At 64.9% G+C, this 21,151-nt stretch carries 24 protein-coding genes; 10 read left to right on the top strand and 14 right to left on the bottom strand.

Annotation, left to right across the window (positions count from 1 at the left end; genetic code table 11):
* Positions 1-51: 51 nt before the first annotated feature.
* The 3 genes from HT579_11990 to HT579_11980 all read right to left on the bottom strand — a co-directional run bounded on the left by HT579_11990 (position 52) and on the right by HT579_11980 (position 2,149).
* Entirely contained in the window at positions 52-1,026 is a 975-nt protein-coding gene (locus tag HT579_11990; GenBank protein QKS29562.1) for a RepA, read from the bottom strand.
* A 329-nt stretch (positions 1,027-1,355) separates the two neighbouring features.
* Positions 1,356-1,667 (bottom strand): hypothetical protein, encoded by a 312-nt coding sequence (locus HT579_11985; GenBank protein QKS29561.1) that lies wholly within the window; start codon positions 1,665-1,667, stop codon positions 1,356-1,358.
* Positions 1,664-2,149, bottom strand: coding sequence for a hypothetical protein (locus HT579_11980; protein QKS29560.1), 486 nt, complete (start codon positions 2,147-2,149; stop codon positions 1,664-1,666). The genes HT579_11985 and HT579_11980 overlap by 4 nt, the downstream gene beginning before the upstream one ends.
* Before the next feature lie 817 nt (positions 2,150-2,966).
* Here HT579_11980 and HT579_11975 point away from each other — a divergent pair.
* The 3 genes from HT579_11975 (at position 2,967) to HT579_11965 (ending at position 6,345) form a co-directional block, all read left to right on the top strand.
* A complete protein-coding gene (locus HT579_11975; GenBank protein ID QKS29559.1) occupies positions 2,967-3,683 on the top strand; it encodes a response regulator transcription factor in 717 nt (238 codons plus the stop codon).
* Positions 3,680-5,761 carry a HAMP domain-containing histidine kinase gene (locus HT579_11970; GenBank protein ID QKS29558.1) on the top strand — a complete coding sequence of 694 codons (2,082 nt, stop codon included), beginning with the start codon at positions 3,680-3,682 and terminating at the stop codon, positions 5,759-5,761. The genes HT579_11975 and HT579_11970 overlap by 4 nt, the downstream gene beginning before the upstream one ends.
* Positions 5,762-5,844: 83 nt before the next feature.
* On the top strand, positions 5,845-6,345 hold the full coding sequence (locus HT579_11965; GenBank protein ID QKS29557.1) for a helix-turn-helix domain-containing protein: 501 nt from the start codon (positions 5,845-5,847) through the stop codon (positions 6,343-6,345).
* 69 nt (positions 6,346-6,414) lie between these two features.
* On the opposite strand, the gene HT579_11960 is transcribed toward HT579_11965, so the two are convergent.
* Both HT579_11960 and HT579_11955 read right to left on the bottom strand, forming a co-directional pair.
* Positions 6,415-7,155, bottom strand: a complete 741-nt coding sequence (locus HT579_11960; GenBank protein QKS29556.1) for a hypothetical protein — start codon at positions 7,153-7,155, stop codon at positions 6,415-6,417.
* A complete protein-coding gene (locus HT579_11955) occupies positions 7,149-7,379 on the bottom strand; it encodes a hypothetical protein (GenBank protein ID QKS29555.1) in 231 nt (76 codons plus the stop codon). Before HT579_11955 ends, HT579_11960 begins: the two co-directional genes overlap by 7 nt.
* 116 nt (positions 7,380-7,495) lie before the next feature.
* On the opposite strand from HT579_11955, the gene HT579_11950 reads away from it, so the two are divergent.
* Positions 7,496-8,284, top strand: coding sequence for a hypothetical protein (locus HT579_11950; GenBank protein QKS31625.1), 789 nt, complete (start codon positions 7,496-7,498; stop codon positions 8,282-8,284).
* Positions 8,277-9,092: an ATP-binding protein gene (locus tag HT579_11945; protein QKS29554.1), complete on the top strand. Its 816-nt coding sequence runs from the start codon at positions 8,277-8,279 to the stop codon at positions 9,090-9,092. Before HT579_11950 ends, HT579_11945 begins: the two co-directional genes overlap by 8 nt.
* Before the next feature lie 401 nt (positions 9,093-9,493).
* Here HT579_11945 and HT579_11940 read toward each other — a convergent pair whose 3' ends face one another.
* From HT579_11940 to ssb, 7 genes are all read right to left on the bottom strand, one after another.
* The gene (locus HT579_11940) at positions 9,494-9,910 is read right to left on the bottom strand and encodes an ISAs1 family transposase (GenBank protein QKS29553.1); all 417 of its coding nucleotides are present in this window, start codon (positions 9,908-9,910) and stop codon (positions 9,494-9,496) included.
* Between the two features lie 314 nt (positions 9,911-10,224).
* Positions 10,225-10,542: a hypothetical protein gene (locus HT579_11935; GenBank protein ID QKS29552.1), complete on the bottom strand. Its 318-nt coding sequence runs from the start codon at positions 10,540-10,542 to the stop codon at positions 10,225-10,227.
* A 65-nt stretch (positions 10,543-10,607) separates the two neighbouring features.
* Positions 10,608-11,672 (bottom strand): recombinase RecT, encoded by a 1,065-nt coding sequence (locus tag HT579_11930; GenBank protein ID QKS29551.1) that lies wholly within the window; start codon positions 11,670-11,672, stop codon positions 10,608-10,610.
* A gap of 94 nt (positions 11,673-11,766) precedes the next feature.
* Positions 11,767-12,600, bottom strand: coding sequence for a PD-(D/E)XK nuclease-like domain-containing protein (locus HT579_11925; GenBank protein QKS29550.1), 834 nt, complete (start codon positions 12,598-12,600; stop codon positions 11,767-11,769).
* Between the two features lie 205 nt (positions 12,601-12,805).
* Positions 12,806-12,997 carry a hypothetical protein gene (locus HT579_11920; protein ID QKS29549.1) on the bottom strand — a complete coding sequence of 64 codons (192 nt, stop codon included), beginning with the start codon at positions 12,995-12,997 and terminating at the stop codon, positions 12,806-12,808.
* A gap of 153 nt (positions 12,998-13,150) precedes the next feature.
* Entirely contained in the window at positions 13,151-13,399 is a 249-nt protein-coding gene (locus HT579_11915) for a hypothetical protein (protein QKS29548.1), read from the bottom strand.
* 84 nt (positions 13,400-13,483) lie between these two features.
* Positions 13,484-13,930: a single-stranded DNA-binding protein gene (ssb, locus tag HT579_11910; GenBank protein ID QKS29547.1), complete on the bottom strand. Its 447-nt coding sequence runs from the start codon at positions 13,928-13,930 to the stop codon at positions 13,484-13,486.
* Positions 13,931-14,189: 259 nt separating this feature from the next.
* On the opposite strand from ssb, the gene HT579_11905 reads away from it, so the two are divergent.
* A complete protein-coding gene (locus HT579_11905) occupies positions 14,190-14,849 on the top strand; it encodes a hypothetical protein (protein QKS29546.1) in 660 nt (219 codons plus the stop codon).
* Positions 14,850-15,730: 881 nt separating this feature from the next.
* Here HT579_11905 and HT579_11900 read toward each other — a convergent pair.
* On the bottom strand, positions 15,731-16,861 hold the full coding sequence (locus tag HT579_11900; protein ID QKS29545.1) for a tyrosine-type recombinase/integrase: 1,131 nt from the start codon (positions 16,859-16,861) through the stop codon (positions 15,731-15,733).
* Between the two features lie 376 nt (positions 16,862-17,237).
* Between HT579_11900 and HT579_11895 the strand changes: the two genes are divergently transcribed.
* Both HT579_11895 and HT579_11890 read left to right on the top strand, forming a co-directional pair.
* Entirely contained in the window at positions 17,238-18,479 is a 1,242-nt protein-coding gene (locus HT579_11895) for a tyrosine-type recombinase/integrase (GenBank protein QKS29544.1), read from the top strand.
* A 294-nt stretch (positions 18,480-18,773) separates the two neighbouring features.
* The gene (locus HT579_11890) at positions 18,774-19,802 is read left to right on the top strand and encodes an IS1595 family transposase (GenBank protein QKS29543.1); all 1,029 of its coding nucleotides are present in this window, start codon (positions 18,774-18,776) and stop codon (positions 19,800-19,802) included.
* A gap of 5 nt (positions 19,803-19,807) precedes the next feature.
* On the opposite strand, the gene HT579_11885 is transcribed toward HT579_11890, so the two are convergent.
* Positions 19,808-20,242, bottom strand: a complete 435-nt coding sequence (locus HT579_11885) for a hypothetical protein (GenBank protein ID QKS29542.1) — start codon at positions 20,240-20,242, stop codon at positions 19,808-19,810.
* Positions 20,243-20,247: 5 nt separating this feature from the next.
* Between HT579_11885 and HT579_11880 the strand changes: the two genes are divergently transcribed.
* Both HT579_11880 and HT579_11875 read left to right on the top strand, forming a co-directional pair.
* On the top strand, positions 20,248-20,517 hold the full coding sequence (locus HT579_11880) for a hypothetical protein (protein QKS29541.1): 270 nt from the start codon (positions 20,248-20,250) through the stop codon (positions 20,515-20,517).
* A gap of 11 nt (positions 20,518-20,528) precedes the next feature.
* Positions 20,529-21,146 carry a hypothetical protein gene (locus tag HT579_11875; protein ID QKS29540.1) on the top strand — a complete coding sequence of 206 codons (618 nt, stop codon included), beginning with the start codon at positions 20,529-20,531 and terminating at the stop codon, positions 21,144-21,146.
* Positions 21,147-21,151 lie beyond the last annotated feature (5 nt).

Genomic DNA, 21,151 nt, shown 5'->3' with positions numbered 1-21,151 from the left:
CCCACCGATCGCGAGGGAAACCAGGTGGCCGGGACTACAGGGACGCCGAGACTACAAGGAGGACAGCCGGCCGCCACCGGTGTGGCGCGTACGCAGGCGGCTGGCTGCCACCAGGAGTCCCGTGTCCTGCCCGCAGACCTCCGCCTCGGGGTAGAACAGCAGAGCGTCCTTGAGCCGCAGGAGGAACTGTTTCCGGAAGTCGAGCAGACCGCGCGACGTGGCGCCGTAATCCGCACCGAACTGACGCTTCAGGGACTGCCAGGGAATGACGACGCTGGGACGATTGGTGACGCGCAGGAGAAAGACGCGGTAGACCAGCCAGGAATAGATATCCATCGCCAGGGGCGACCTCGAGAGCGCGTGCAGCACGCGCATGTCGATCGGCACCGGCGCTTCGGTCACGTTGCGGAAGAACTCGCCCGAGAGTCTGAGGCTGCTTTCCCATGGTGTTCGCTCATCGGGCCGATGCGGGTCCCAGAAGACGAAGGCCTCGTCGGCGATCGGCATGTTCTTCAGGCCGAACCGTCCCTGGCTCTGATAGGTGATCGACAGCATCGACGAGAAGAGCTTCAACGACTGCGCACGAAGCCGCTGGCAATCGCGGCCATCGGTCCGCATCCCGAGTTTGCGCAGGAACTCGTTCTGACTGTTGCCGAGACCGAGCATCGGCGATCGGGTCTTCACGGCCTCGGTGCAGATCCAGGCCAGCAGGAGCCGCGGCACGGTGCCAAAGGGCAGACCGAATCGCGGGTTGGCGATGATCGACAGCGACACCGAACCACTCGTCCGTTCAAAGCAGGGCACTCCGGGGTCACTGTGGGGCAAGGTGGTCTGGACGAGCGCCTGTCCGAGGAAGGCGAGCGACCCGACATCGACCTCGGCATCGGTGAGGTCGCAGGCCAGGGCGATGAGTTTGCGGGCACGGGCTGCCCGGGCCGGCGAAACGCCCCCTCCTTCCACCGCGACCGGGCTCGGGCTGGCGACGCTCGAATCGCCGGGAGGAGGAGCGGAATGCGGGCAGGACATGCCGCAGCTTGTAGCACCCGGCTTCCGGTGGGAACGGTGGAAATGCGGCCGGCCGGGCAAGGTTTCGGACCGAGGCGCGAGCGGATTCTTGAGCCTTGCGGGGTGGGGCCTTGCGGCTCCGGCGGGACGAGAGCGGACGCGACTGATGGATCTGGCTTTGCCACCGAGGACGCGCCGCACCTCCGTCGATGGGTACAGACCGAATTGTCTTCTTCGCTCGATCGGAACCCGTCCCGGCCGGGGCGCCGCAAACGATCAAGGCACCGCGGGCGGTCTCCAGTACGGTCCGCCGCGACGACCCGCCGGCAGCGCTGTGCATGACCTTGGATTCAACGGTCGGCGCCGAGAGGTCGCTCGACGACTTCGACACGTGCCCATTTCAGTTCGACGCCGCGATCACTGGCCACGGGACAGGCAACCAGCCAAATCGATCCTTGCGGCACCCGCGTCACCGCGGCCATCTCCCTGACCGCATCGCCCCAGCCGCCATGAAGACCCTGTTGCTTCTCGCGCTCGGCCTCTTCGATGAGTTGGCAGACGTCGTCGAGGGATAGCTCCGTCAGCTTGAGTTCGGCGGTCAGCGACGCGAGCATCCCGAATTCGAACCGATCGGTCACCAGGTAGCGCGGCGGCTTGTTCATGGCGTGTCCTCCCCGGCCCTCTCCAGCGTCGGCCCCGGCGTGCAGCGCTGCAGGCGTCCCAGTGTCACGAGCATGTCGGCGAGATAGTGCGCCTCTCGACGGTACTCACTGGCTTCGATCTCGGTCGCACGGACCAGATCGTCGTCCCACCCCGAGGTGTGCCGAAGCAGGTCCTCGAGTCGATAACGGAACACCTGCGCGTCGCGCCGGCGGCTGGGGTTGCGCTTCGGAATGTACGTCCGGCGCATCCGGCGATCCGGACCCGTCCCGCCGATCCAGCCGACGAGATACCACTCCAGCGAGACCGCGTTGCCACGCTGACGGACCCGCAACTGGAGCGTGTTCTTGTGCTTCCATTCCTGGCGCGCGTTGGCATCCATGACCGCCTGCAGATAGCGATTGCCGAGGTCGCGGGCGTTCTCGAACACCTCCTGGAGGCGGCCCTGCAGCAGCGCTTGCACTTCGCTGATCCACGCGTCCATCGGTCGTACGTGCCCCCTCTTAAAGATAAGGATTGGTACCCCACACAATCCTTTTGAAACGGCGGACGGTCTGCCGGCAGCCGGCTGCCGGGAACGACGGCTGGCGGCGTCCGCTTTGGGCGCGTCGGACCGCGAGAACCGGCCCGACAACTCCGCCGGCAGCCAGCCATCGGTCGCGCACCCCCTGATTTCGTTCATGAGGCAGGGAGGCAACCAATCCTGATGTAATAAGGATTCATGGGGGGCATCGTACGGACCGCCCTCCTCCCCGCGTGCCCGAATTGCGCCCTGCGGGATCACCGTTTGAACCGCGTGCGGCGCTGCGTCCTGTCGACACTGCTGTCCGACCGGGCCGAACGTGGCGAACTGCCGCACGGCGTTTCGGACCTGTGGCACCGAAACAACCGGCTCGCGGTGCCCGATCCGCGGCACCACTCGCGGCACGGCCCGTCTGCTGACAGTCCTCCTGGCAATGGTCTGCCGGCGAAGGCCATGACCCGTCGCCTCCCTCATGTTGCTCAGCCCCCTGGACATGACTGTCTCCCCTCCCAATGGCGCCCTACCGTCGGCCGGAGGCCCATCCCGGTCTCCGGGAACCGAAAGCCCGACCGATTCACCGTTGTCCCACTAAGCCCATCGTGCCGGAGATGCCGCGGAAGATTCAATGCCGCCGTGGGGTGTCTTTGTTCACGCCCCGGCGGTGTTTCTTCCGCCGCGTGAACGTTTCTTCCGTCGTGTGAACAAACACTCACGCGGCGAGAATGTTTGTTCCGGAGAAATCGGGGATACTTGAGCAAAACGTCAGGGAGCGCGCCCGATGCTCAAAGTCGCTGTCATCGAAGACGACCGGCCCACCAGCAACCAGCTTGCTGAGTGGATTCTCTCGGCCAGACCCGGGATCCGGGTCGAGCAGTGGTTCACCCGCGACGAAGCCGAAGCGGCCATCGCCCGCGAGAACTACGACCTGGTCGTGCTCGACATCGAGCTGGGTCGCGAGCGGCACGCCGGCGTCGCGATCATCAACGCCATCAACAAGGGTGCGCGCGGGACGCCGGTGCTGGTCGTCTCGGCGATGCCGGCCACCATCTACCGCAGCATCATGAAGGCGCTCGATGCCTGGGACTACCTGCAGAAGACGACCTTCTCCGAGTCCGATTTCGTCGACACCTTCCTGGAAATCCTGCGCACCGCGCACGATCGGGATCAGGGCAAGACGAGTCCCGCCGCCGGCGATGAGTTGTCGCTCGACCCGCTGCGCCAGGCCGCGCCGCTGTGGCGGGGCAAGCGGATCAATCTGCCGCTGACCGCCCAGCGGATCCTGGCCACGCTCTACGAGAAGCGCGGTCAGGTCGTTTCCTACGAGGAGTTCTTCGAGGTCGTGAAGAGCGGCCGCAACCGGGACAACATCCGCAAGCACATCAGCGCCATCCGCGAGGCCTTCCGCGAGTTCGATGAAGACTTCGATCGCATCGAGAACGTCCCGATGCGCGGCTTCCGCTGGTCGGATGAGCCCCCGGACGATGTCCGCCGATGAGTGCAGGGCTTGCCTGGCTGGCGTCCTTCCGGCTGCGCATCCTCTTTCGCAGCGCGTTTCTGTTGCTCGCGCTGGCCGTCGTGACGATGGCGGTCACCGTCCTGCAGGAGGAGAAGCAGCGCAGCTACGATACCTACCAGGCGAGCTTCGCGAAGACCAAGGAACAGATCGCCGCCCGCCTGCGCCACCCGACCGGGCAACTTGCACTGCTCAATCCCCCGCGAAGTGCTGAGCAGGCGACACCCTTGCGCCCGGTCGTCCTGCCGTTTTCCAGCATCGACTTCGACGACCAGAACAAGGTCCGCCATGCGGTCGAAATGGCCGGCTGCCTGGTGCAGTACCGCAACTACGGCAGCCTCTGTGTGGCGATCGGCAACAACCCCTGGGCGGGCGGCTTCATCTACGCCGCCGGCACCTTCGCCAGCGATCCGCTGGTGCCGCACCGCATTGGCGACGAGTTTCTCGATGGCGCGCACCGCCTGCGCGTCACCGTCAGCCTGCGCGGCGAGACCTATCGCTGGATGGCACCCTTTGAACCGCTGGGCGGAAACAGCCGGCCGCGGGGCGAAGGAACGCGTGGGCGGTTCACCGGCTACGTCGAACTCGACGATCGGGATTACACCGGGCAGAAGCCCGTGAAGGAGTTTCGCGGCTGGGTCTGGCAGAGCGGCACGTGTCTCGATGCGCCCGACGAGACGGAAGGCTGCCATAAGAAATCGTTCTTCTCGCTGCGCCTGCCGATCGAAGTCCTCAGCCAGGCGCTCCTGCAGGGGAAGAGACCGCCCTGGCCGCCACCCGACCTGGATCAGTTCCAGGTGCGCATCGAGGTCCTGCCGCCCGGCGACGCCCCGACGCTGTTCGACAGCAACGAAGAGGGCGCCGTCCCGCCGTTCTCGCTCAACGACCTGACCAGCCTGCTGCTGCCCGGCGAGACGCTGAGCATTCGCAGGGTCGTCGCCGGCAAGGACGTCGAAATCGCCCATCTCAGAGGCCAGGACGAGGCGCTTGAGCCGTCGTCGCCAGTGATCACGCGCCTGATCCGAAAGCTGCCGGTGGAGACCTACGATGCGCCGGTCGAACTCGTCGACGAGGTCGCGACCCCGTTGGGCAGCTACCAGATCGTGCTCCGCGGCGATGCACGCAGCGTCAACAAGACGCTCAGCGCCGTCGCCACCCGCGTCTCGTGGTTCGTCGGCGCCATGTTGCTGGCGATCGTGGTCGCCTGGGGGGTGATCGAAGCCGGGATCATCCGCCGCATTGCCCGCCTCACCCGGCGGGCGGACGACCTGTCGCGCAGCGTCAAGATGACCGGCGGTCTCGAGCGCTTCGACCTCGCCGACCTGCGTGGCAGCGATGAACTCGGGATCCTCGCCAACTGCCTGAACGACCTCCTGCGCCGGGTGAAGGAGGACGCCGAGCGCGAGCGCATTCGCGCCGAGCAGGAGAAGGACCAGTGGCACGCCGTCGGCCACGAGATCATGTCGCCGCTGCAATCGCTACTCGTGCTGCATGGCGACCCCGACGACCCGAGTCACCGCTACATCAGCCGGATGCTGCAGGCGGTGCGCATCCTCTATGGGAGCGCCAGCCCGAGCGAGGCTTTCCAGTCGTCCGCCATCGAGGTGCAGGCCATCGATCTCGCCGAGTTTCTCCGCCACGTCGCCGACAACGCCGGCGTCACCAATCTGAGTTGCGACCCGGGCGATCGTCCGGTTCTGGTGCGTGCCGACGAGTACGCGCTCGAGGATGTCTTCACGCACGTGCTGAAGAACGCGGAGCGCTGCCGGCGGCCCGGCACGCCGATCACCATGACGCTGGAGACGACTGACACCGCCGCCACGGTGTCCATCCACAACGTCGGCGCCCCGATCCCCGGCGAACTGTTGGACCGGATCTTCGAGTACGGCGTGTCGGACCAGCTCGATTCCGGCGCCAATGGCAACCGCGGCCAGGGTCTTTTCGTTGCCAAGACGTACATGGCGAAGATGGGCGGCACGATCACCGCCAGCGACGTCGAGGATGGCGTGAGTCTCGTGCTGACGCTGCAGCGGGTGCGCAGTGGAACCGGCCGGATGTGATGCGCCGATCGGACTGCATTCCCCGGGCTCTGGAGCGTGATCCGCGTCTCCGGCCAGCCCATCCATTCCTGGAGGCATGAGAATTGACCTCACCCTTCGCCCCCGACGTGTCGTCGCCTGACGCAGGCGGGTCCGGTCCCGACGTGACGTCGCGCGTCGTTCCCGAACTCGACCCGGCGGTGCTTGCGGCCCGCTTGAAATGGCTGATGGGCTCGGGTTCGGTGGCCTCTTTCGCGCGCCGATGCGGGATCGCCGAGTCGGTGCTGCGCAGCTACCTCATCGATCACCGGATGCCACCGCTCAACAAGGCTCTGGCCATCGCCACCGCCGCCGGGGTGTCCCTGGACTGGCTCGCGACCGGACAGGCCTTCCGAATCGCGTCCCAGCGAGCTGCGTATTCAGCGGGTTCTGGTGACGCAGCGGCTGGTGACGGATCACCGCGCCCGCTACTCCAAACGGCTGTGCTCGAAGGCATTGTGCAGGCGGTACTCGAAGCGCAGGGTCATCGCGCCTCTCCGGCCCACCTCGCTGCCCGGATCGTGGATCTCTATCAGCGCGCGGTGGCCGCCGAACCAGCCCCGTAGCCAAGCTGCCGAAACAAACGCGGGGGCCTTTGCCCCCGCGTCCCTTCTCCCGCCTGCTCTGCACCCCATTCAGCGCAGACTCACCGTTTGCGCCTTCCAGACCGGACTCTGCCAGCGATAGAAGGAGCTCAACGAAGCCGGCTGGTCCGCCGAGCGCTCAACCTCCAGCGTGGCAAGGTTGATCAGCTCGAAGCTCGTCTTGTAGCGACCGTTGAGCTTCGCCTCACGCGCCGCGAGCATCTGCGTGCCGCCAGGAACCCAGCCGGCGAACTCGATGTAGCCAAGATTCGGCTGGTCGGTTGCAGGCGGCACGACGTCGACGCTCCACCCCGCCGGCCCGTGGCGGAAGACCCACAGCTCGCGCCAGGTATCGAGCGGCTGCACGGCGACGGTCAGCGAGGTTCCCTGCGGATGCGCGGCGGCCGATGCCGACCACACCGTCCCATAGGTGCAGCGGGTAACCAGTGGCTTCTGCGCAGCATTTGAGGCCTGGACGAGATCGATGCAGGTCTCGCCGGGCTGGTGTCCCGGGCGGGTGAGGATGGCGAGCCCGACTCCGGCCTTGATCGGAGCGACCGGCACACCGGGTTCAGCGGCCCAGCGCGACGCACCGACGCGAACCGCTGCGTCGCTGTAGGTCGCGGCATCGCTGTCCGTCAGTTCGCTCTTGTTGATCGCCGCCAGTTCACTCAGCGCCCGCGTCGCGGCTTCCGCGGCCTGAGCAGCGCCGAGTTCCGGCCGCCGCGCGCGCTGCCAGGCGAGACTCGCCCAGACGCCCGCCTTGCGCAGGTGAAGGCGGTTTTTCAGCACCTCGGGGAGTGTCGCGGTTTCGACCCGATCGAGTACCCCGCGCGCCAGTTGTCGACCGCAAAGCGCTCGATCGGGGTCAGCGTCGGCGAGACGCAATCGTGCCGGGTCAATGCCAGGGCGGCCAGCGCTTTCTGGACATCGCTCGCCCGCAACGCCAGCATCCGGCGAAACGCGTCGCCGTTGTAGCAGAGCTGGACCTGGTCGCCGCGCTCGACGCTGACCATGTTGACCCCATAGGCGGCGGCAACTTCGAGGTGCGCGCCGACCGTGGTGTCGGGGGTCTTGCCTTGGCGGACCGTTGCGTGTCGGCGCCGGAGTCAAAGCGGTGTTCGCGCCCGAGATGGTGGCGTTCGCGCGCACGCTGGGATTCGCCTTCCGTGCCCACCCGGTCAATCAACCCGATCGCAAGGGGCGCGTCGAAAGACCCTTTGCCTGGGTCGAAGGCCATTTCCTGGCCGGCCGGACGTTCGCCGATTTCGCCGACCTGAACGAGCAGGCGCGGGCCTGGTGCGGGACGGTGGCGAATGCCAAGCCGAAGCGTGTCCTCGGAATGGCGCCGAGCGCGGCCTACGCGGTCGAGAGGCCCTGCCTGCAACGGCTGCCGGCTGTCCTGCCACCGGTCTATCAGGTGGCCGAGCGGGTGGTCGATCTGTACGGCTTCGTGTCGGTCGAGACCAATCGCTACTCGGTTCCCGAACGCTGGGTGGGGAAGACGCTGACGGTGTATCTGTATTCCGACGAACTGCGGATCTGTGCGCGCGACGAGGTCGTCGCGGTGCACCCGCGCCTGATCGGTATCCGCGGTGCGAAGCAGAAGCTGCCCGGACACCACCCGACACCGCAGGGCCGACTCCGCACGCCAGCGCCCGAGGCGACGTTGCTGCAGGGGCACCACCCGGTGCTCGACGCGTACGTCGCGGCTCTGGTCAAACAGGCGCATGGCCGCGGGGTGCGGCCGCTGCGCCGCTTGCTGGCATTCCGGCGGACTTATCCGCAAGCACCCTTCCTGGCCGCAGTGGCGCAGGCGCTGCAGTTCGGTCTCTTCGATCTCGGCCGCCTGGAGGCGATGATCCTGCAGCAGGTCGCCGGGGCGTTCTTCCATCTCGACGAGGGGGATGAGGATGCGTGAGCGCCTGCGTGCCCTGATCGAGCAGATGCGTTGCTCCGGCATCGCTCGCGTCCTCGACGAGGAACTCGATGCCGCCGAGCGGCAAGGTTCGCCCGTTGCGGAGGTCGTCTTTCGTCTGCTCAGCGCCGAAGACGCGGCGCGGCGCGAGAAGAGCCTCGCTTATCGTCTGGCGCAGGCGCGTCTGCCCTGGCCGTGGACCTTGCAGTCGTTTCCCTTTGCCCACCAGCCGAGCGTGAACAAGGCGCAGGTCCTGAGCCTTGCGGGACTGGACTTTCTGCGGCGCGGCGAGAACCTGCTGCTGATCGGCCCTCCCGGAACGGGCAAGTCGGGAATCGCCGTCGGGCTCCTGCGCGAAGCCTGTCTGAATGGCTACCGTGCCCGGTTCTATAACGCGCAGGTTCTGCTCGACGAGTTGTATGCCTCGCTCGCCGACCGCTCGACGGTCGGGCTGCTCAATCAGTTGTGCCGCCTGCCGCTGATCGCCATCGACGAACTCGGCTACCTCAACCTGAAACCCGAGCAGGTGAATGCGTTCTTCCGCCTGATGGACCAGCGCTACAGCTTGCATCTGTCGACGATCGTCACGACGAATCTCGACCTGCCCGACTGGTACGAGCTGTTTCAGAAGAAGGCGCTGGTCGATGCGCTCCTCGACCGCCTGCAGCATCGCTGCACAATCCTGCGCCTGAGTGGTTCGAGTCTGCGCAGCGAACCGGCCGTTTCCCAGGAAGGCCAGACGACGGCCCCGCCGGCTGCCCCCACGCGCGCCACGTCGCGCAAGAGGACTTCGCCAGACGCGTCCGCGTAGCGCTTGCCAGCGCCAGCGAACGGCGGCAGTGGGTTCGCCCCGCGTCACGGTCGCTTCTCGCCGACCGCGACGCCGGCCCAACGTCCGAAAACGCCGGTCTGCATGGCAGTCAGCGCGATACTGCCGCTCTGACTGCCACGCCCCAGCGTATCGCCCCTGCGCTGCGTCAAGGGACGCTGCGCCAGGCTGCGAAAAGCCGCAGCCTGCCCTTGACCCAGCTCCGGGGCGCCTCTCCCGCAACGCCACGGCTGCCCTCCCATACGCCAGAAGTCCCCGCGCACCGCTTGCCGAACCCCGCTGCCGCAACCCCTTCACCCTCGCCTGAAGCCGCGCACAGACCACCACCTGTGCCTCCGATGGATCCATTCTCGTGAGCGAAAAAGGGTCAGGTTTCGTGAGCGTCAAGGCTCGGCGGCGAAAGCGCTCACCAAGTGCAGCGGCGTCGCGCCCGCTTTACCCGAACGACGACTCGTCTTGCCATCGATCGCGACGACTTCCTCGCGGCTCAACATCGGCACGACCTGACCCACCCAGCGCAGGAAAGCCGCACCGAACTCCTCAGGATCGATCGCCGCGAACACCCGCCCGAACGTGTCATGGCAGGGAATGCCGTGCTCCAGTTTCAGATACTGGCGCAGCCAGTCGAGCTTCTCCTTCGCCCAGACCTCGATTTCGACGAAGCCATCCGCACCCGAGAGCACCGCGCACACCGCCACCACCAGCATCTCCACGAGGTCATGCTCGACCTTCTTCGCCTGCCGGGGATCCCGCACACCCACCCATACATCCATCAACCGAATCCCGCCTCCTGTCTCCATGGAAACTCCAAAAAGACAAAAAACTACACAAATCAATGAGCTGTGAACAGCCCCTTCGTAACTTCTTGAACGTAAACGACTATTTTCGACGGGTAACGACAATGGCATTCATGCGATCGCCCTGCCGGCGCGCGTCGAAGGCGGTTGATCCGCACGGCTGTCCGTTGGCAAGCGGATGGCACCAATCACCTGGCCCTTCAGCAAGCTGTGGCAAGAAAAAAAATACCCCGGGGGCCCCCGCCTGGTCAGGCAGGAGTCCCCGGGGCGAGCCGCGGTTCCCGTGCGCCGCGGGGTGGTCTGGTGCGACGGGTTGATCAACGAGGAGCGCATTGCGCATGCTGCGCCACCACCCGCTCGCGGATCTCGTCGGAGTCAAGGCCGAACAACGCGCAACACATGCGGTACGAGAAGGCGCCCGACCGCCCCCTGGGCGCGCGCAGCCAGGCGAGAATCTCCCGCTGTGTGGCGACGGACACCCGCGCATCGAAGAGATCGTGCAAGGATTTCTCCAGGAGATGTCCGTGCAGACGGACGAGGTCCTCGTCGGTCCACACGACATGCCTATCGGCTCGCACCCCGTTGCTCGTTCCCGACGCCGTAGGGCGCGGCATCGCCTCGTCGTCCGCGTGCATGGCCGTCTCCGCTGTGAGCGTCCCGAGGCGCTCACCGGGGATGGTGAGCACCCTGGTCGGGATCGTCAGGCCGACGCGTTGTTCACCACGCCGCGGATCGGTGACGATGGCGACGATGGCTGCGATGGCGCCGTCAGCGCGGCCTTGCGGCTGCGATAGGCACGCAGGAGCTGTTCGAGATCGTCGCCGGCGACAGCGTCCTCCGCCTGCGCGTACACCTCGTCCAGCGCCTCGAGCGACAGCGCCTGCCCGATGCCCGCCAGCAGATCGGCGAGCGGTTTGCGGCTGGCCGCGCGCGCCGGATCGGACGCCTGGCCGGTGTCATCCGGTTGCTCGTCGAGGACCGGTGCCCACGATCCGTCGATGGCCTCGGCGACCCCGAGATTCTGGGTCTCGCCGCGCTCGTTCAGCTCGTCCATGGCCAGCGCCATCGCCAGTTCAGGCGATTTTGGCAGCAGATTGCACAAGCGGCGAATCACCGTCTTGAGGCCCATCGAGACGAAGTGCGTGTCCCACGGACTCTCCTTGCGCAGCTTCCTGGCCATCTGGTAGCCCCGGGAGTGGTCACGAACCTGCTCGACCTGCTCCCGAGACAAGGCATGGAAGGTCCGGGAGCCATCCTTGAGGACCGCGACGGCATAGAAGCCGACGACCGCGCCGCGCTCGTCGTCGCCAGCGGGAAAACCGTTCTGCTTCAACGGCTCGTGCATCAGCGACCGGTGCAGACCGAGGACGATGTCGAAGCGGTCGTTGATCCGCACCTCATGACCGTAGATGTCCTGCACGAGGCCGCTATTGCGTGCGAGCTTCATCAGGCCCTGATAGCCGGGAATCAGCTGGCACTGGCTGCCGAACGGGACGAGGTGCGCTTCGCCCATCAGGCCGACTTCGAGGCCGAGCTGGCTGGACTGGATGACGGCCGCGAAGACGCTGCGCGGATCGACATCGGCGAGTTTCGGATTCAGGCGAAAGGCGGTGAGCGCCACCCGGACGATGCGTTCCGGGCTGAGATGCCGGGGCAAGGCGCGGGCGATTTCGCCCTTGAACTGTTCGAGCATCGCCGGAAACGATACCGCGTTGGCCGGCGTTCCGTGACGGGATTTCTGCAGATTGCGCAAGGTCTGTGACATGGTCTTCTCCAAGGAAGAAAGGCGGAGACACCATGCCGCCCGATCTGGGGACTGGTTCCCCGCCGGGGTGAATGAACGACTGGAAAATGGCCGCTCAGGCGGCGTCGAACTCGAAGGCTTCGGCGTTGGCGGCCCAGCGCGGCAGTGAGATCAGTTCGACCTCCCCCGCCGGCTGGTACGCCGGCCAGGTGCCGGACTCCTGGCACCACTGCAGCAACTGCAGCGCGGCCCGGTACTTCCTGCGACCGATCTCGATGAGTTCCGGATCGGCGCGATACACGGCGACGGCATGAGGTGGCTCCTTCTCGACGGCGACGAAGAGGAAGGGCAGATCGCTGCCGGTCACGCGCTTGACTCCGTCGACGTAGAACGCCGCCTGCACATCGTAGCCGAGGTTGGCGATGGCGCGCGAGAAGCCGCGGCTGCTGGCATCGAGGCAGCTCTTTAGATCGACGATGGCCGTCGCGTTGAGCCAGTCGGGACGACAGCGGCAGGCGAGGCCGGTGGCGGCATCGGTCCAGAAGGTCGACAGCTCGGCTTCTCCCTGCTCGAGCAGGCTGGCCGCGCCCTGGTGGGCGAGCACGGCAGCCCGCATCCGGCTCAGGGTCGCCAGCTCCTCGGAGGCGATCACGGTCTTGCCCTGGTTGGCCTCCTCGAACCGGGCAGCCGCTTCCTTGCCTTCCTTGGTGCGCCGATCGAACTTCTCGGCCACCACGAATTCCTCGGCAAAGCGATCCGGCTCGAGGACGTACGCGTGTACCGCGCTACCAAACGCCATCGCCGGTGTCGGCGGCGGCGGATGGTCGAGGGCTTCGCGGAGATGCGCGGGACTCTTGAGCATCCTGAGGATGCCGGAATGTCCGATCGACTGATCGGCGTGGTACTGCTTGGCCGGCATGTGCAGCAGGCCGGGATGTGTCGGATGCATGGTGCCTCCAGAAGAAATGCCGGAGTCACCTGCCCCTGGCGGGGAAAGCGTCCCCGGCAGGGTGGATGAAATGCTGCTTTTTTGTGCGGCCAGCTACCGCGACTTGCTCGGGCGCATGGGAATCCATGGCGCTCGCTCAAAGGCTGCTTTCCGGAGAACGCTCGACGAACGCGCTCGGGAAAGCCCCGGCGAGCCGGGGCTGGGGTCAGGTTGCAGCTCGTCCCTGCTGCGAAAGAACCAGTGCCTTGCGCAGCAGCTTGCGGGTTTCCGGATCAGTGCGGCCGGCCTGGAGTCTCTGGTGGAGATCACAGGCGGGAGCGATCGGCAGAGCGCGGAAGAGACGAACGAGCATGGGGTTGGACTTGACGATTTCATCCGCTGCGTGATCGGGAATCATGGTCAGAGCCCCAGAACGCGGACGATCGGACGGCTGAGGATCCAGCCGGAGATGCAACAAGCGACAAGAACGAGTGTCATGAGATGCCTCCAGAAAAGAAAGGGGGCAACCTCCCCGGGAACGGGGACGATGCCCCCGCACGGGGATGAGAGCTCAGGCGATGACTTCGAACGACGCCTCGCCCTTCTTTGCCGGACTGGGGTCGATCCGATTCCGGCGCTGACAGGCCGGAAGGTGGTACGGCCGCCAGTCGGTCCGGCCCTCGGGTACCGGCGCGGGCGTGACCGTCGGTTCGGGCTTCTGGCGAAGCCAGACCTGAACGGTCTGCACCACCCAGCGGAGAAAGGAGAGAACCAGATGCAACCCTGCCAGCAGGGCGAGAACGAGAATGACGCGCTCCAACAGCAGCACTCCTGAAGTGGGATGGGGGTCTGCTCCCCACCGCGGAGACGGACCACCCGGTGGGTGAAAGAAGTCATGAGCGGATTAGAACGGCTCGATCGGCGCGACTTCGTTGATCGTCGGTGTGGTGGCCGGATCGGCTGGCGCACTCGGGGTCCGACGCTCGGCCTGACCTGCTGGCGCGTCGTTCGCGGACGGGCGAGCGCCGAGCATCTGCATCTCGCTGGCGACGATCTCGACGGTGTAGCGGTCCTGGCCCGCCTGGTCCTGCCACTTGCGGGTCTGGATGCGCCCCTCGATGTAGATCGGTGCGCCCTTGCGGAGGTACTCGCCGACGACTTCCGCCAGGCGGCCGAAGAAGATCACCCGGTGCCATTCGGTGCTTTCCTTTCGCGCACCGGTGGTCTTGTCGCGGCTGGTCTCGGTCGTGGCGAGCCGGATCGTGGCGATCGTCTCGCGGTTCGGGGTCGTACGAAGCTCGGGATCGGCGCCGAGGTGGCCGATGAGCGTGACTCGGTTCAACGAGGGCATGGTGCCTCCTGATGATGAAGGCAGGGATGCCGCCGTGTCCTGACGGGGCGACCCCGCCGGGGTTGGGAGAAGATGCTGTTTGTGAAGAAGGCCAGCTACCTTCTCTTCGATCGGCCTAAGCGGAACGAGAGATGACTGATTCTGTGTCGTCATCCCGATCGCCGGAGGACGAAAACGGCCGCCTGGGGTCGCATTTCGCAGGTCGCCGCCGGCACCCGATCGCTACGCTGCGGTTGGTCAACCCCACCGGAGACAGGCCATGGTGCAAAGGCAGCACAGCGCATCGACGCAGATTCCGTCGGTCAGGCAGGACAACAGCCGGCCATTCCTGACGCAGAAGGTGGTGCTGAGTTCACTGCATGCGCAGCAGGTCTTCGACCGCGGCTATGAGATGTGCGCGAACGCGCTGTTCTCGCTGAGCGTGGTGCTGCGGTTCATCGGATCGGAAGCGCAGGCACAGGAAGTCGACGCCGTCGTCGATGCGTCGATCGACCAAAGCCTGGAGGATCTGCGCCAGGAATCCCGCCGGCTCCGGGAAGTCGCCGAGAGCAACGGCATCGAGAGCGCCATGGGCTACACCAGTGCCAGGACGGTGGAGGTGAAGATCACTTCGCCACGGGCAATACGCTACCTGGCGATCATCCGCGAGTTCGACGGCATGCTGGCCCAGATGGATGCGCTCTGGCTGTCATCGGTCGTCACCGACGCTCAGTACGCGCGCGGGGTGTACGAGTGGAAGCGGCGGATTCTCAGACTGGCGGGGCAGATCCGGCAGATCGCCAGTCGGGCGGTGCTGGCGGCGCGGAGAAAGGAGGCGGGGGATATGGGTGGTGCGGACGCGGATGCTCCAGTCGTGGAGAATGGTGATGTGGCGGCGAGAGCTGCCAACGACAACCGAGAACCCTCCGAAAGGGATTAGATCGACCGCAACACATTCCACGACCGCGACGTCGAGCACGTCACCAGTCCGTATGCCATCAGGGCCGTGACCAGGATTGGTTGAGGCGCCGAGACCAACACGATCGCTTCGACGCCGAAGGCGAGGCACGCCTGATTCTCCTCTCTGGCTCCAGTGTTCACGACGTCTGTATGGAAAGTCAGCGAGATGCAGATCAACGGAATCTGGAATCGGGCCGTAATGACTACAGTCACGAGGGTGACCAATTGGAAAGCGGCGTCGGCTACAAGTTACGTTCCAACGGCAACCGTGAAAGGCTCCACCCGATCCTTGACGGCAAGCAGGTTCTCAAATGGCGTCGGCGCCGCCGGAGATTCCACAAATGACACGGATGGCTGCGACAAAAGGCACAAGAACCACCGCTCGTCCGGCAGTGGGAGGCTGCCACGCAACAGTCGGTGTCGGTCAGCACAGGATGGCCGCGTCCCACGACCTCGCAGGCATGGCGAGCCTGGATGGTTGTCTGGCAGTCCCTCGCCAATTCACACCGCCAAGGTCTGTCTGGCTGAACCAAGACTCAGCTGAAAGCACAGCGTGACACACTGAAAAAACCATGACATCCGAAGAACATATCCTCGACCTGAGGCAAATCGCGGAGTTGCTCCGCTGCTCTGAAGAACAGGCGGCCAGTCAGCTGGCAAGCGGCAACCTCCCCGGCGTCAAGTTTGGCAAAGCCTGGATAGCTCCCGCTGACGCTCTGTTCTCCCGGCTGAACGAGATCGCCATTGAGCAGGCGAACGAACGGCGAACACGGGACAGACCAGCGCCAGTGGCCACTACAGTCGACGCATCCAGGGTTGCGAGGAAACGGCCGCCAGCGCTGCCATCGTGTTGAAACCCGACTAACCCAGCCGTGACGACAGATCCTCGCCGCGCAAACTGGCGTAGCGCAGCGCCATGCGCGGATCCGTCCATCCCATGATACGGCAGATCTCCGTGTCGCTGAACACCCATCGTCCATCCTGATGGCGTAGCTCGAACCACCGGCATGCCGCCTCGTGCCGCAAATCGTGCTCGGTAAAGTCCTCCACGCCCGCATACGTGAAGAGCCCACGAAAGCGCTGTGATAGCCGATTGGTAGCCCCAGCCCTGCCCTGCTCCGTACCATCCCAGTACGGAAAAACCAACCCGGACCGACCCTCGCACCAACTGCGCAGGGGTTGACGCAAGGCCACCTTGATGGGTACCACGCGTGGCTTGCGTGCACCCCGTGCGCCCTTGCTACCCTCGACGCGGATCACGTTGTACTGAAAGTCGATCCTCTCTACAGTCAGGCGATACGCCTCGAAGAGGCGCAGCCCGGTATCAACGATCAGCCGGTATAGCAAACAGAATGCAGTATCGTCAGTGAACTGGCGCTCGCGGTCGCTTCGTTTTCGTCCATCCAGGGCAGCCAGAACTCTCTCGGCCTCGTCCTTCGACAACCTGCGATCACGCTCGATATCCTGCTTTGGCGTGACAAGCGATGAGTCCTCCCGCGAGTAGGTACTGTAGCCGGCAGGCAACAGACGGAACGGATTCGCTATGGCCGCGCCCGACGAATGTACGCGCCTGGAATGCCAGTCGAAAACGCGACCCAGCAGGCCGATCCGCTTGCGAATGGTTCCTGGGGCCAAGTTGCGCTTGCGCTTGAGTTCGCTCACGTACTGCTCGACCCATCGATATGTGACACCGGACAGGCGGACGCCGACAATTTCCAATAACACGACGGAAAGCAGAGCGCTGTCGGAACGGGTCACCGGGAATTGTGCGGAGTAGTCGCTTGCAACACGAGTGAGCAGGGGATCGTCGGCACGCTCTGGCTTCGTCAGCAACTCCTGAGGAACGATCGACCGTTTGAGGAGTGCTTCGAGCTGGCTACCGTAACTCCGCGCTTCGTCCTCAGTGTCGAAGGTGAAGAAGAAAGGGCGCGGGAGCAGCTTGTGCTGCACGCGCAGTTGGAACCGCTCCCCACGTTGTTGAATGGACGCCATGGGAGCGATTCTACTCGCCTACACGCCCTGCACGATCCGTTTTTGGGTAGCGCTGCTACCATTTTGAGGTAGCATGAACCGGATTCTGGCCGGTTTGAACCGCCCAACCAAGCCGATTGAGCCGATCGACTAGATTGCATCCGCTTGATTCTAATGAGATTTCTTGGAGGCGCGAGCGGGAGTCGAACCCACCTACACGGATTTGCAAAGCGAAAATTGTCTTTTAATGCGGATTAACGCAGTCAAATAAACATATACAAAACAACACACTTGCTGTATCATCACATTAATGGGGTTACACGAAATTTAACGGTTTTCGACTGCGAATGTAACCCCGGTGTAACCCCGCTTGAGCACATGCGCATAGGAAGACGTCATGACTGAGCCGACGAACGACCAAACCCGCTTCCGATTCAACAAGGAAAAGCTGCTCGCCATTCCCGCACCTGAGCCGGGCACCCGTGCCGTCTATCACGACACTCAGCTGCCCGGACTCCAGATCCGTGTAACGTCGACTGGCGGCAAGACCTTCAGCCTCTACCGGCGAACGAAGGGCGCCGGAGCGCCGGAGCGCATCACCCTGGGCAGGTTCCCATCGATGAGCGTCGAGCAAGCCAGGAAAGCCGCCGCCCTACTGAATGCCGAGATCGAGCAAGGGAGCAACCCGGCCGAAGCGAAGCGCGCAGGAAAGGCCGAGATGACGCTCGATGAGTACTTTGCCCTGTACGGGCAGCGTCACGGGTCAAAAAAAGTATCGTGGCGAGACGACCAGCAACGATACCGCGACTATCTCGCCCCGACCCTTGGGGCGCGCCGTCTGTCCGGCATCACTCGAGCACTGATCGCCAAAGCACTCGCCGATGCGGAGCGAGCCGGAAAGGCGCCGGCAACCGTCCGGCAAGTTCGCGCTTTGGCATCCGGCATCTTCGCTCGGGCCGTCGAGTGGGGATTGCTCGACGCGAACCCCGCCGCCGGCATTCGGGTAAGTGGCCACGTCGTCAGCCGCGATCGCTTCCTGCAGCCTGGCGAGCTGCCGGCATTCTTCCAAGCGCTCGCTGACGAGCCGAGCGACGGCATGCGCGACTTCATCCTGCTGGCGTTGCTGACCGGAGCCCGGAGAGCAAATCTGTGCGCGATGCACTGGCGCGAAATTGATCTGGCCGCGGGCAATTGGCGCCTGCCGACGACGAAGAATGGCACCCCGCAGACGGTGACGCTCTGCCCAGAAGCTGTCGCCATTCTGAGGGGGCGCCACGAGACGACCGCCGGCGGTTTCGTGTTTCCAAGCCGGAGCGCGACCGGGCACTTCAACGGAGCCCGAGACGGCATCGCGCGAGTTCTGGCGCGCGCTGGCATCCCCTACGGGCGCAAGACAGACGGAGGCGTGACCCTGCATGACCTGCGCCGGACGCTGGGCAGTTGGCAAGCACGCACGGGCGCCAGTCTGGCAATCATCGGCAAGAGCCTGAACCACAAGAGCCCGCAAGCGACAGCGATTTATGCGAGGCTCGACCTAGACCCCGTGCGGGCCAGCGTCAACACCGCCGTATCCGCGATGCTCGAGGCTGGCGGATTGAAGGCGCCGGCCGAAGTTCTGCCGATCAAGCGCCCGGCATGAAGCGCTTGATCACAACCGCCGCCTGACGGCTTCAGGCAAGCGGGCAAGGCCGGCGTGCTACCGCCGGCCTTGCCCTGACCGTCACGAACTGAGAAGGAGTATCGCAATGGCTGCCAAAGATCCTATCACTCGCGAGTGCATCATCGCCGCTACGTCAAAAATCCGGCATTATGGAGCAACCACCCCAAGCCTCAGCCGGACGCGGCGCCGACGATGATTTTTTTGTCGGGCGCACTCTGTGAGCCCGGCGAGCCCTACACTCATCCTCATGACCCACCCCCATGAGCCAGTGCGATGAGTTTACATTTCCTGCTGAAAGCCGAAGCCCGTAGCCTGTCCGTGGTCCAGGTGCTGGCCATGAGTGACGATGAAGCCCTGGCCCTGTTCCGCCAGTTGCGCTGGGGCGAAGGGGAGCAAGTGGTCTGCCCGCACTGCGGCATGGCGCACCGGCACTACTTCCGCCCGACCCGCAAGATCTGGCGCTGTGCGGGCTGCCAGGATGATTTCTCGGTCACGTCCGGAACGATCTTCGCCTTCCACAAGCTGCCCCTGCGGCTGTACCTCGCGGCGGCGATCCTGTTCACCAACGCCGCTAAGGGCATTTCTGCCCTGCAGCTCGGACGCGACCTGGGCGTATCGCACAAGACGGCCTACGTTCTCCTGCACAAGATTCGCGAGAGCCTGCTGGTGGGCCGGGACGAATGCGCCCTGTCGGGTGCGGTTCATGTGGACGGGGCGTACGTGGGCGGGCAGGTCCGGCCGAAGAACAAGAAGGAAGACCGGGTAGACCGCCGCCTGGCGGAGAATCAAGACCCGGACAAGCGCTGCATCCTGGTGATGCGTCAGGCGCACAGCGAGGCGGAAGTGGCGGCCGGCCATGTCGGCGCCAAGAAGACGCTGACCTTCATCGTCAAGAAGGAAAACCAGACCGACATCGGAAAACTGGCGCCGGCCTACATCGCCAAGGGTTCCGTGATCTGTGCCGACGAATCGGACGCCTATGACCTGCTGCATGCCCGATACGCGGTCCGCCGGGTGAACCACAGTCAGGAATTCCGAGCCGACGATGGTACGACCAACAACCTGGCAGAATCGTACGTCTCGCGCTTCCGCCGTTTCCACATCGGCCAGATCCACAAGGCGGCGCCGAAGTATCTCGACAACTACGCCAACGAGATGGCCTACCGCGAAGACACCCGGCGCTGGAGCAACGCCGACATCTTCCGCGATATCGTCGGCAAGTGCGCCCGGGCCTTGGTGAGCCGGGACTGGTGCGGATACTGGCAGGGCAACCACCGGCAGGGGGAAAGCCTGGCGGTGTGAAGCGGTCAGGCGACGGCCCAGGTGGCACCGTGCCCGTCACGGCCGGCAAGGACCAGGGTTCCGGTACGCTCCAGGCGACGCACCACGCCAATGGCGTTCTTCCGCATCTGCTCGATCATGACGGTGGTCGCTTCCAGTCCCCGGCGGGCCGTCAGCGCTTCGCCGATCTGGCGGCTGCTCAGCGCCCCACCTTGAGCCTCGTGGAAGATGTCGAGAACCATGCGCTGGCATTCACCCGGCCGGAAGAAGCGGTTTCGCACCCGATGGGCCTTGGCCCGGATCGTCCGCAGGTCGATTTTCGGGGAAAACAGCTTGAGGGTCGCGTCGAGGTGGGCCAGATCGTCCGCCAGACGTCCCATTTCCTTCCGGTGATGCTCGATCAGCCCCGCCAGTTCCGCGCGCTTGGTGATCAGGGCCGCAACGACGTGGCTCTCTGCCATGAGAAATGCTCCCGTTCAGTGAAAACGAGAGGATTCTCGTCGAGCAGGCGGTCGGGTGCCGGGGGTGGTTGCTCCATAATGCCGCAAAAATCTCCGCTGCCTCAATCACCCTCCGGTCTTTGCACAACCTGATTGTGGGAAGCTGTACCGAAGATGCGCCAAACATCGTCATCCTAACGGAGGCGCTGACCCGCGACACCTGCCGAGAGTTGGACGATGCGCTGGCCAACCTCGGCGACTTCCGAAACGGCTTTTTTGACCATCAACAGGCATGAGGCTAAAGCCCTTGGCGCTTGACCTGCGCCTGGTGTTACCTGACAGCAACCGGCTGCCCATCGGCACCGCCCAGCTGAACGCGGTGCACAGGGCGCCCGATGGCGCCGAGGACTTCGCCGGCCCTATCTTCGGCCAGGACGGGCGCAAGAGCGGGCACCTGTACTGCACCATCGCGCCGGCAGAGAAACGACGCCGCGGACGCCCGCCCTCGAGCGACAGGAAGATCGCCGCCGCCCTGTCATGGGCCTTTTTCTACATGACAGGGCGCATGGGCACCGAAGAAGCCGATCGTCACGCCAGCTGCGCCGTGCTCTACGACGCTCGAAACGTCCGCAAGCACCGACAGGATCTGCTGGCCGGCGCCGTCCTGCTGCGCATCGAGGACGAAACAGCGCAGGCACCCTTTGGCGCGTACCTCATCGCCGCCCCGGAGATCGCCGAAGGTCCCGGCGGAGAGCTGCGCATCAGTGGGACAGCGACCTGCTGGAAATCTGGAACCCGAGTCACGACGGGCCGAGTTTCCTCGACGATGGGCACCCCTCCGCCTGGTTTGCGCGAGATGATCGGCGCCGGGCGCCCCCTGTGCTTGATCCTTGGGGGGGGCAATAATTCGGGCAATAACGGCTGATTTTC

Source organism: Candidatus Accumulibacter similis, assembly GCA_013347225.1.
Lineage (GTDB): Bacteria > Pseudomonadota > Gammaproteobacteria > Burkholderiales > Rhodocyclaceae > Accumulibacter > Accumulibacter similis.
Note: the sequence above shows the minus strand (reverse complement) of the source record. Positions and strands in the feature narration are given on the sequence as shown.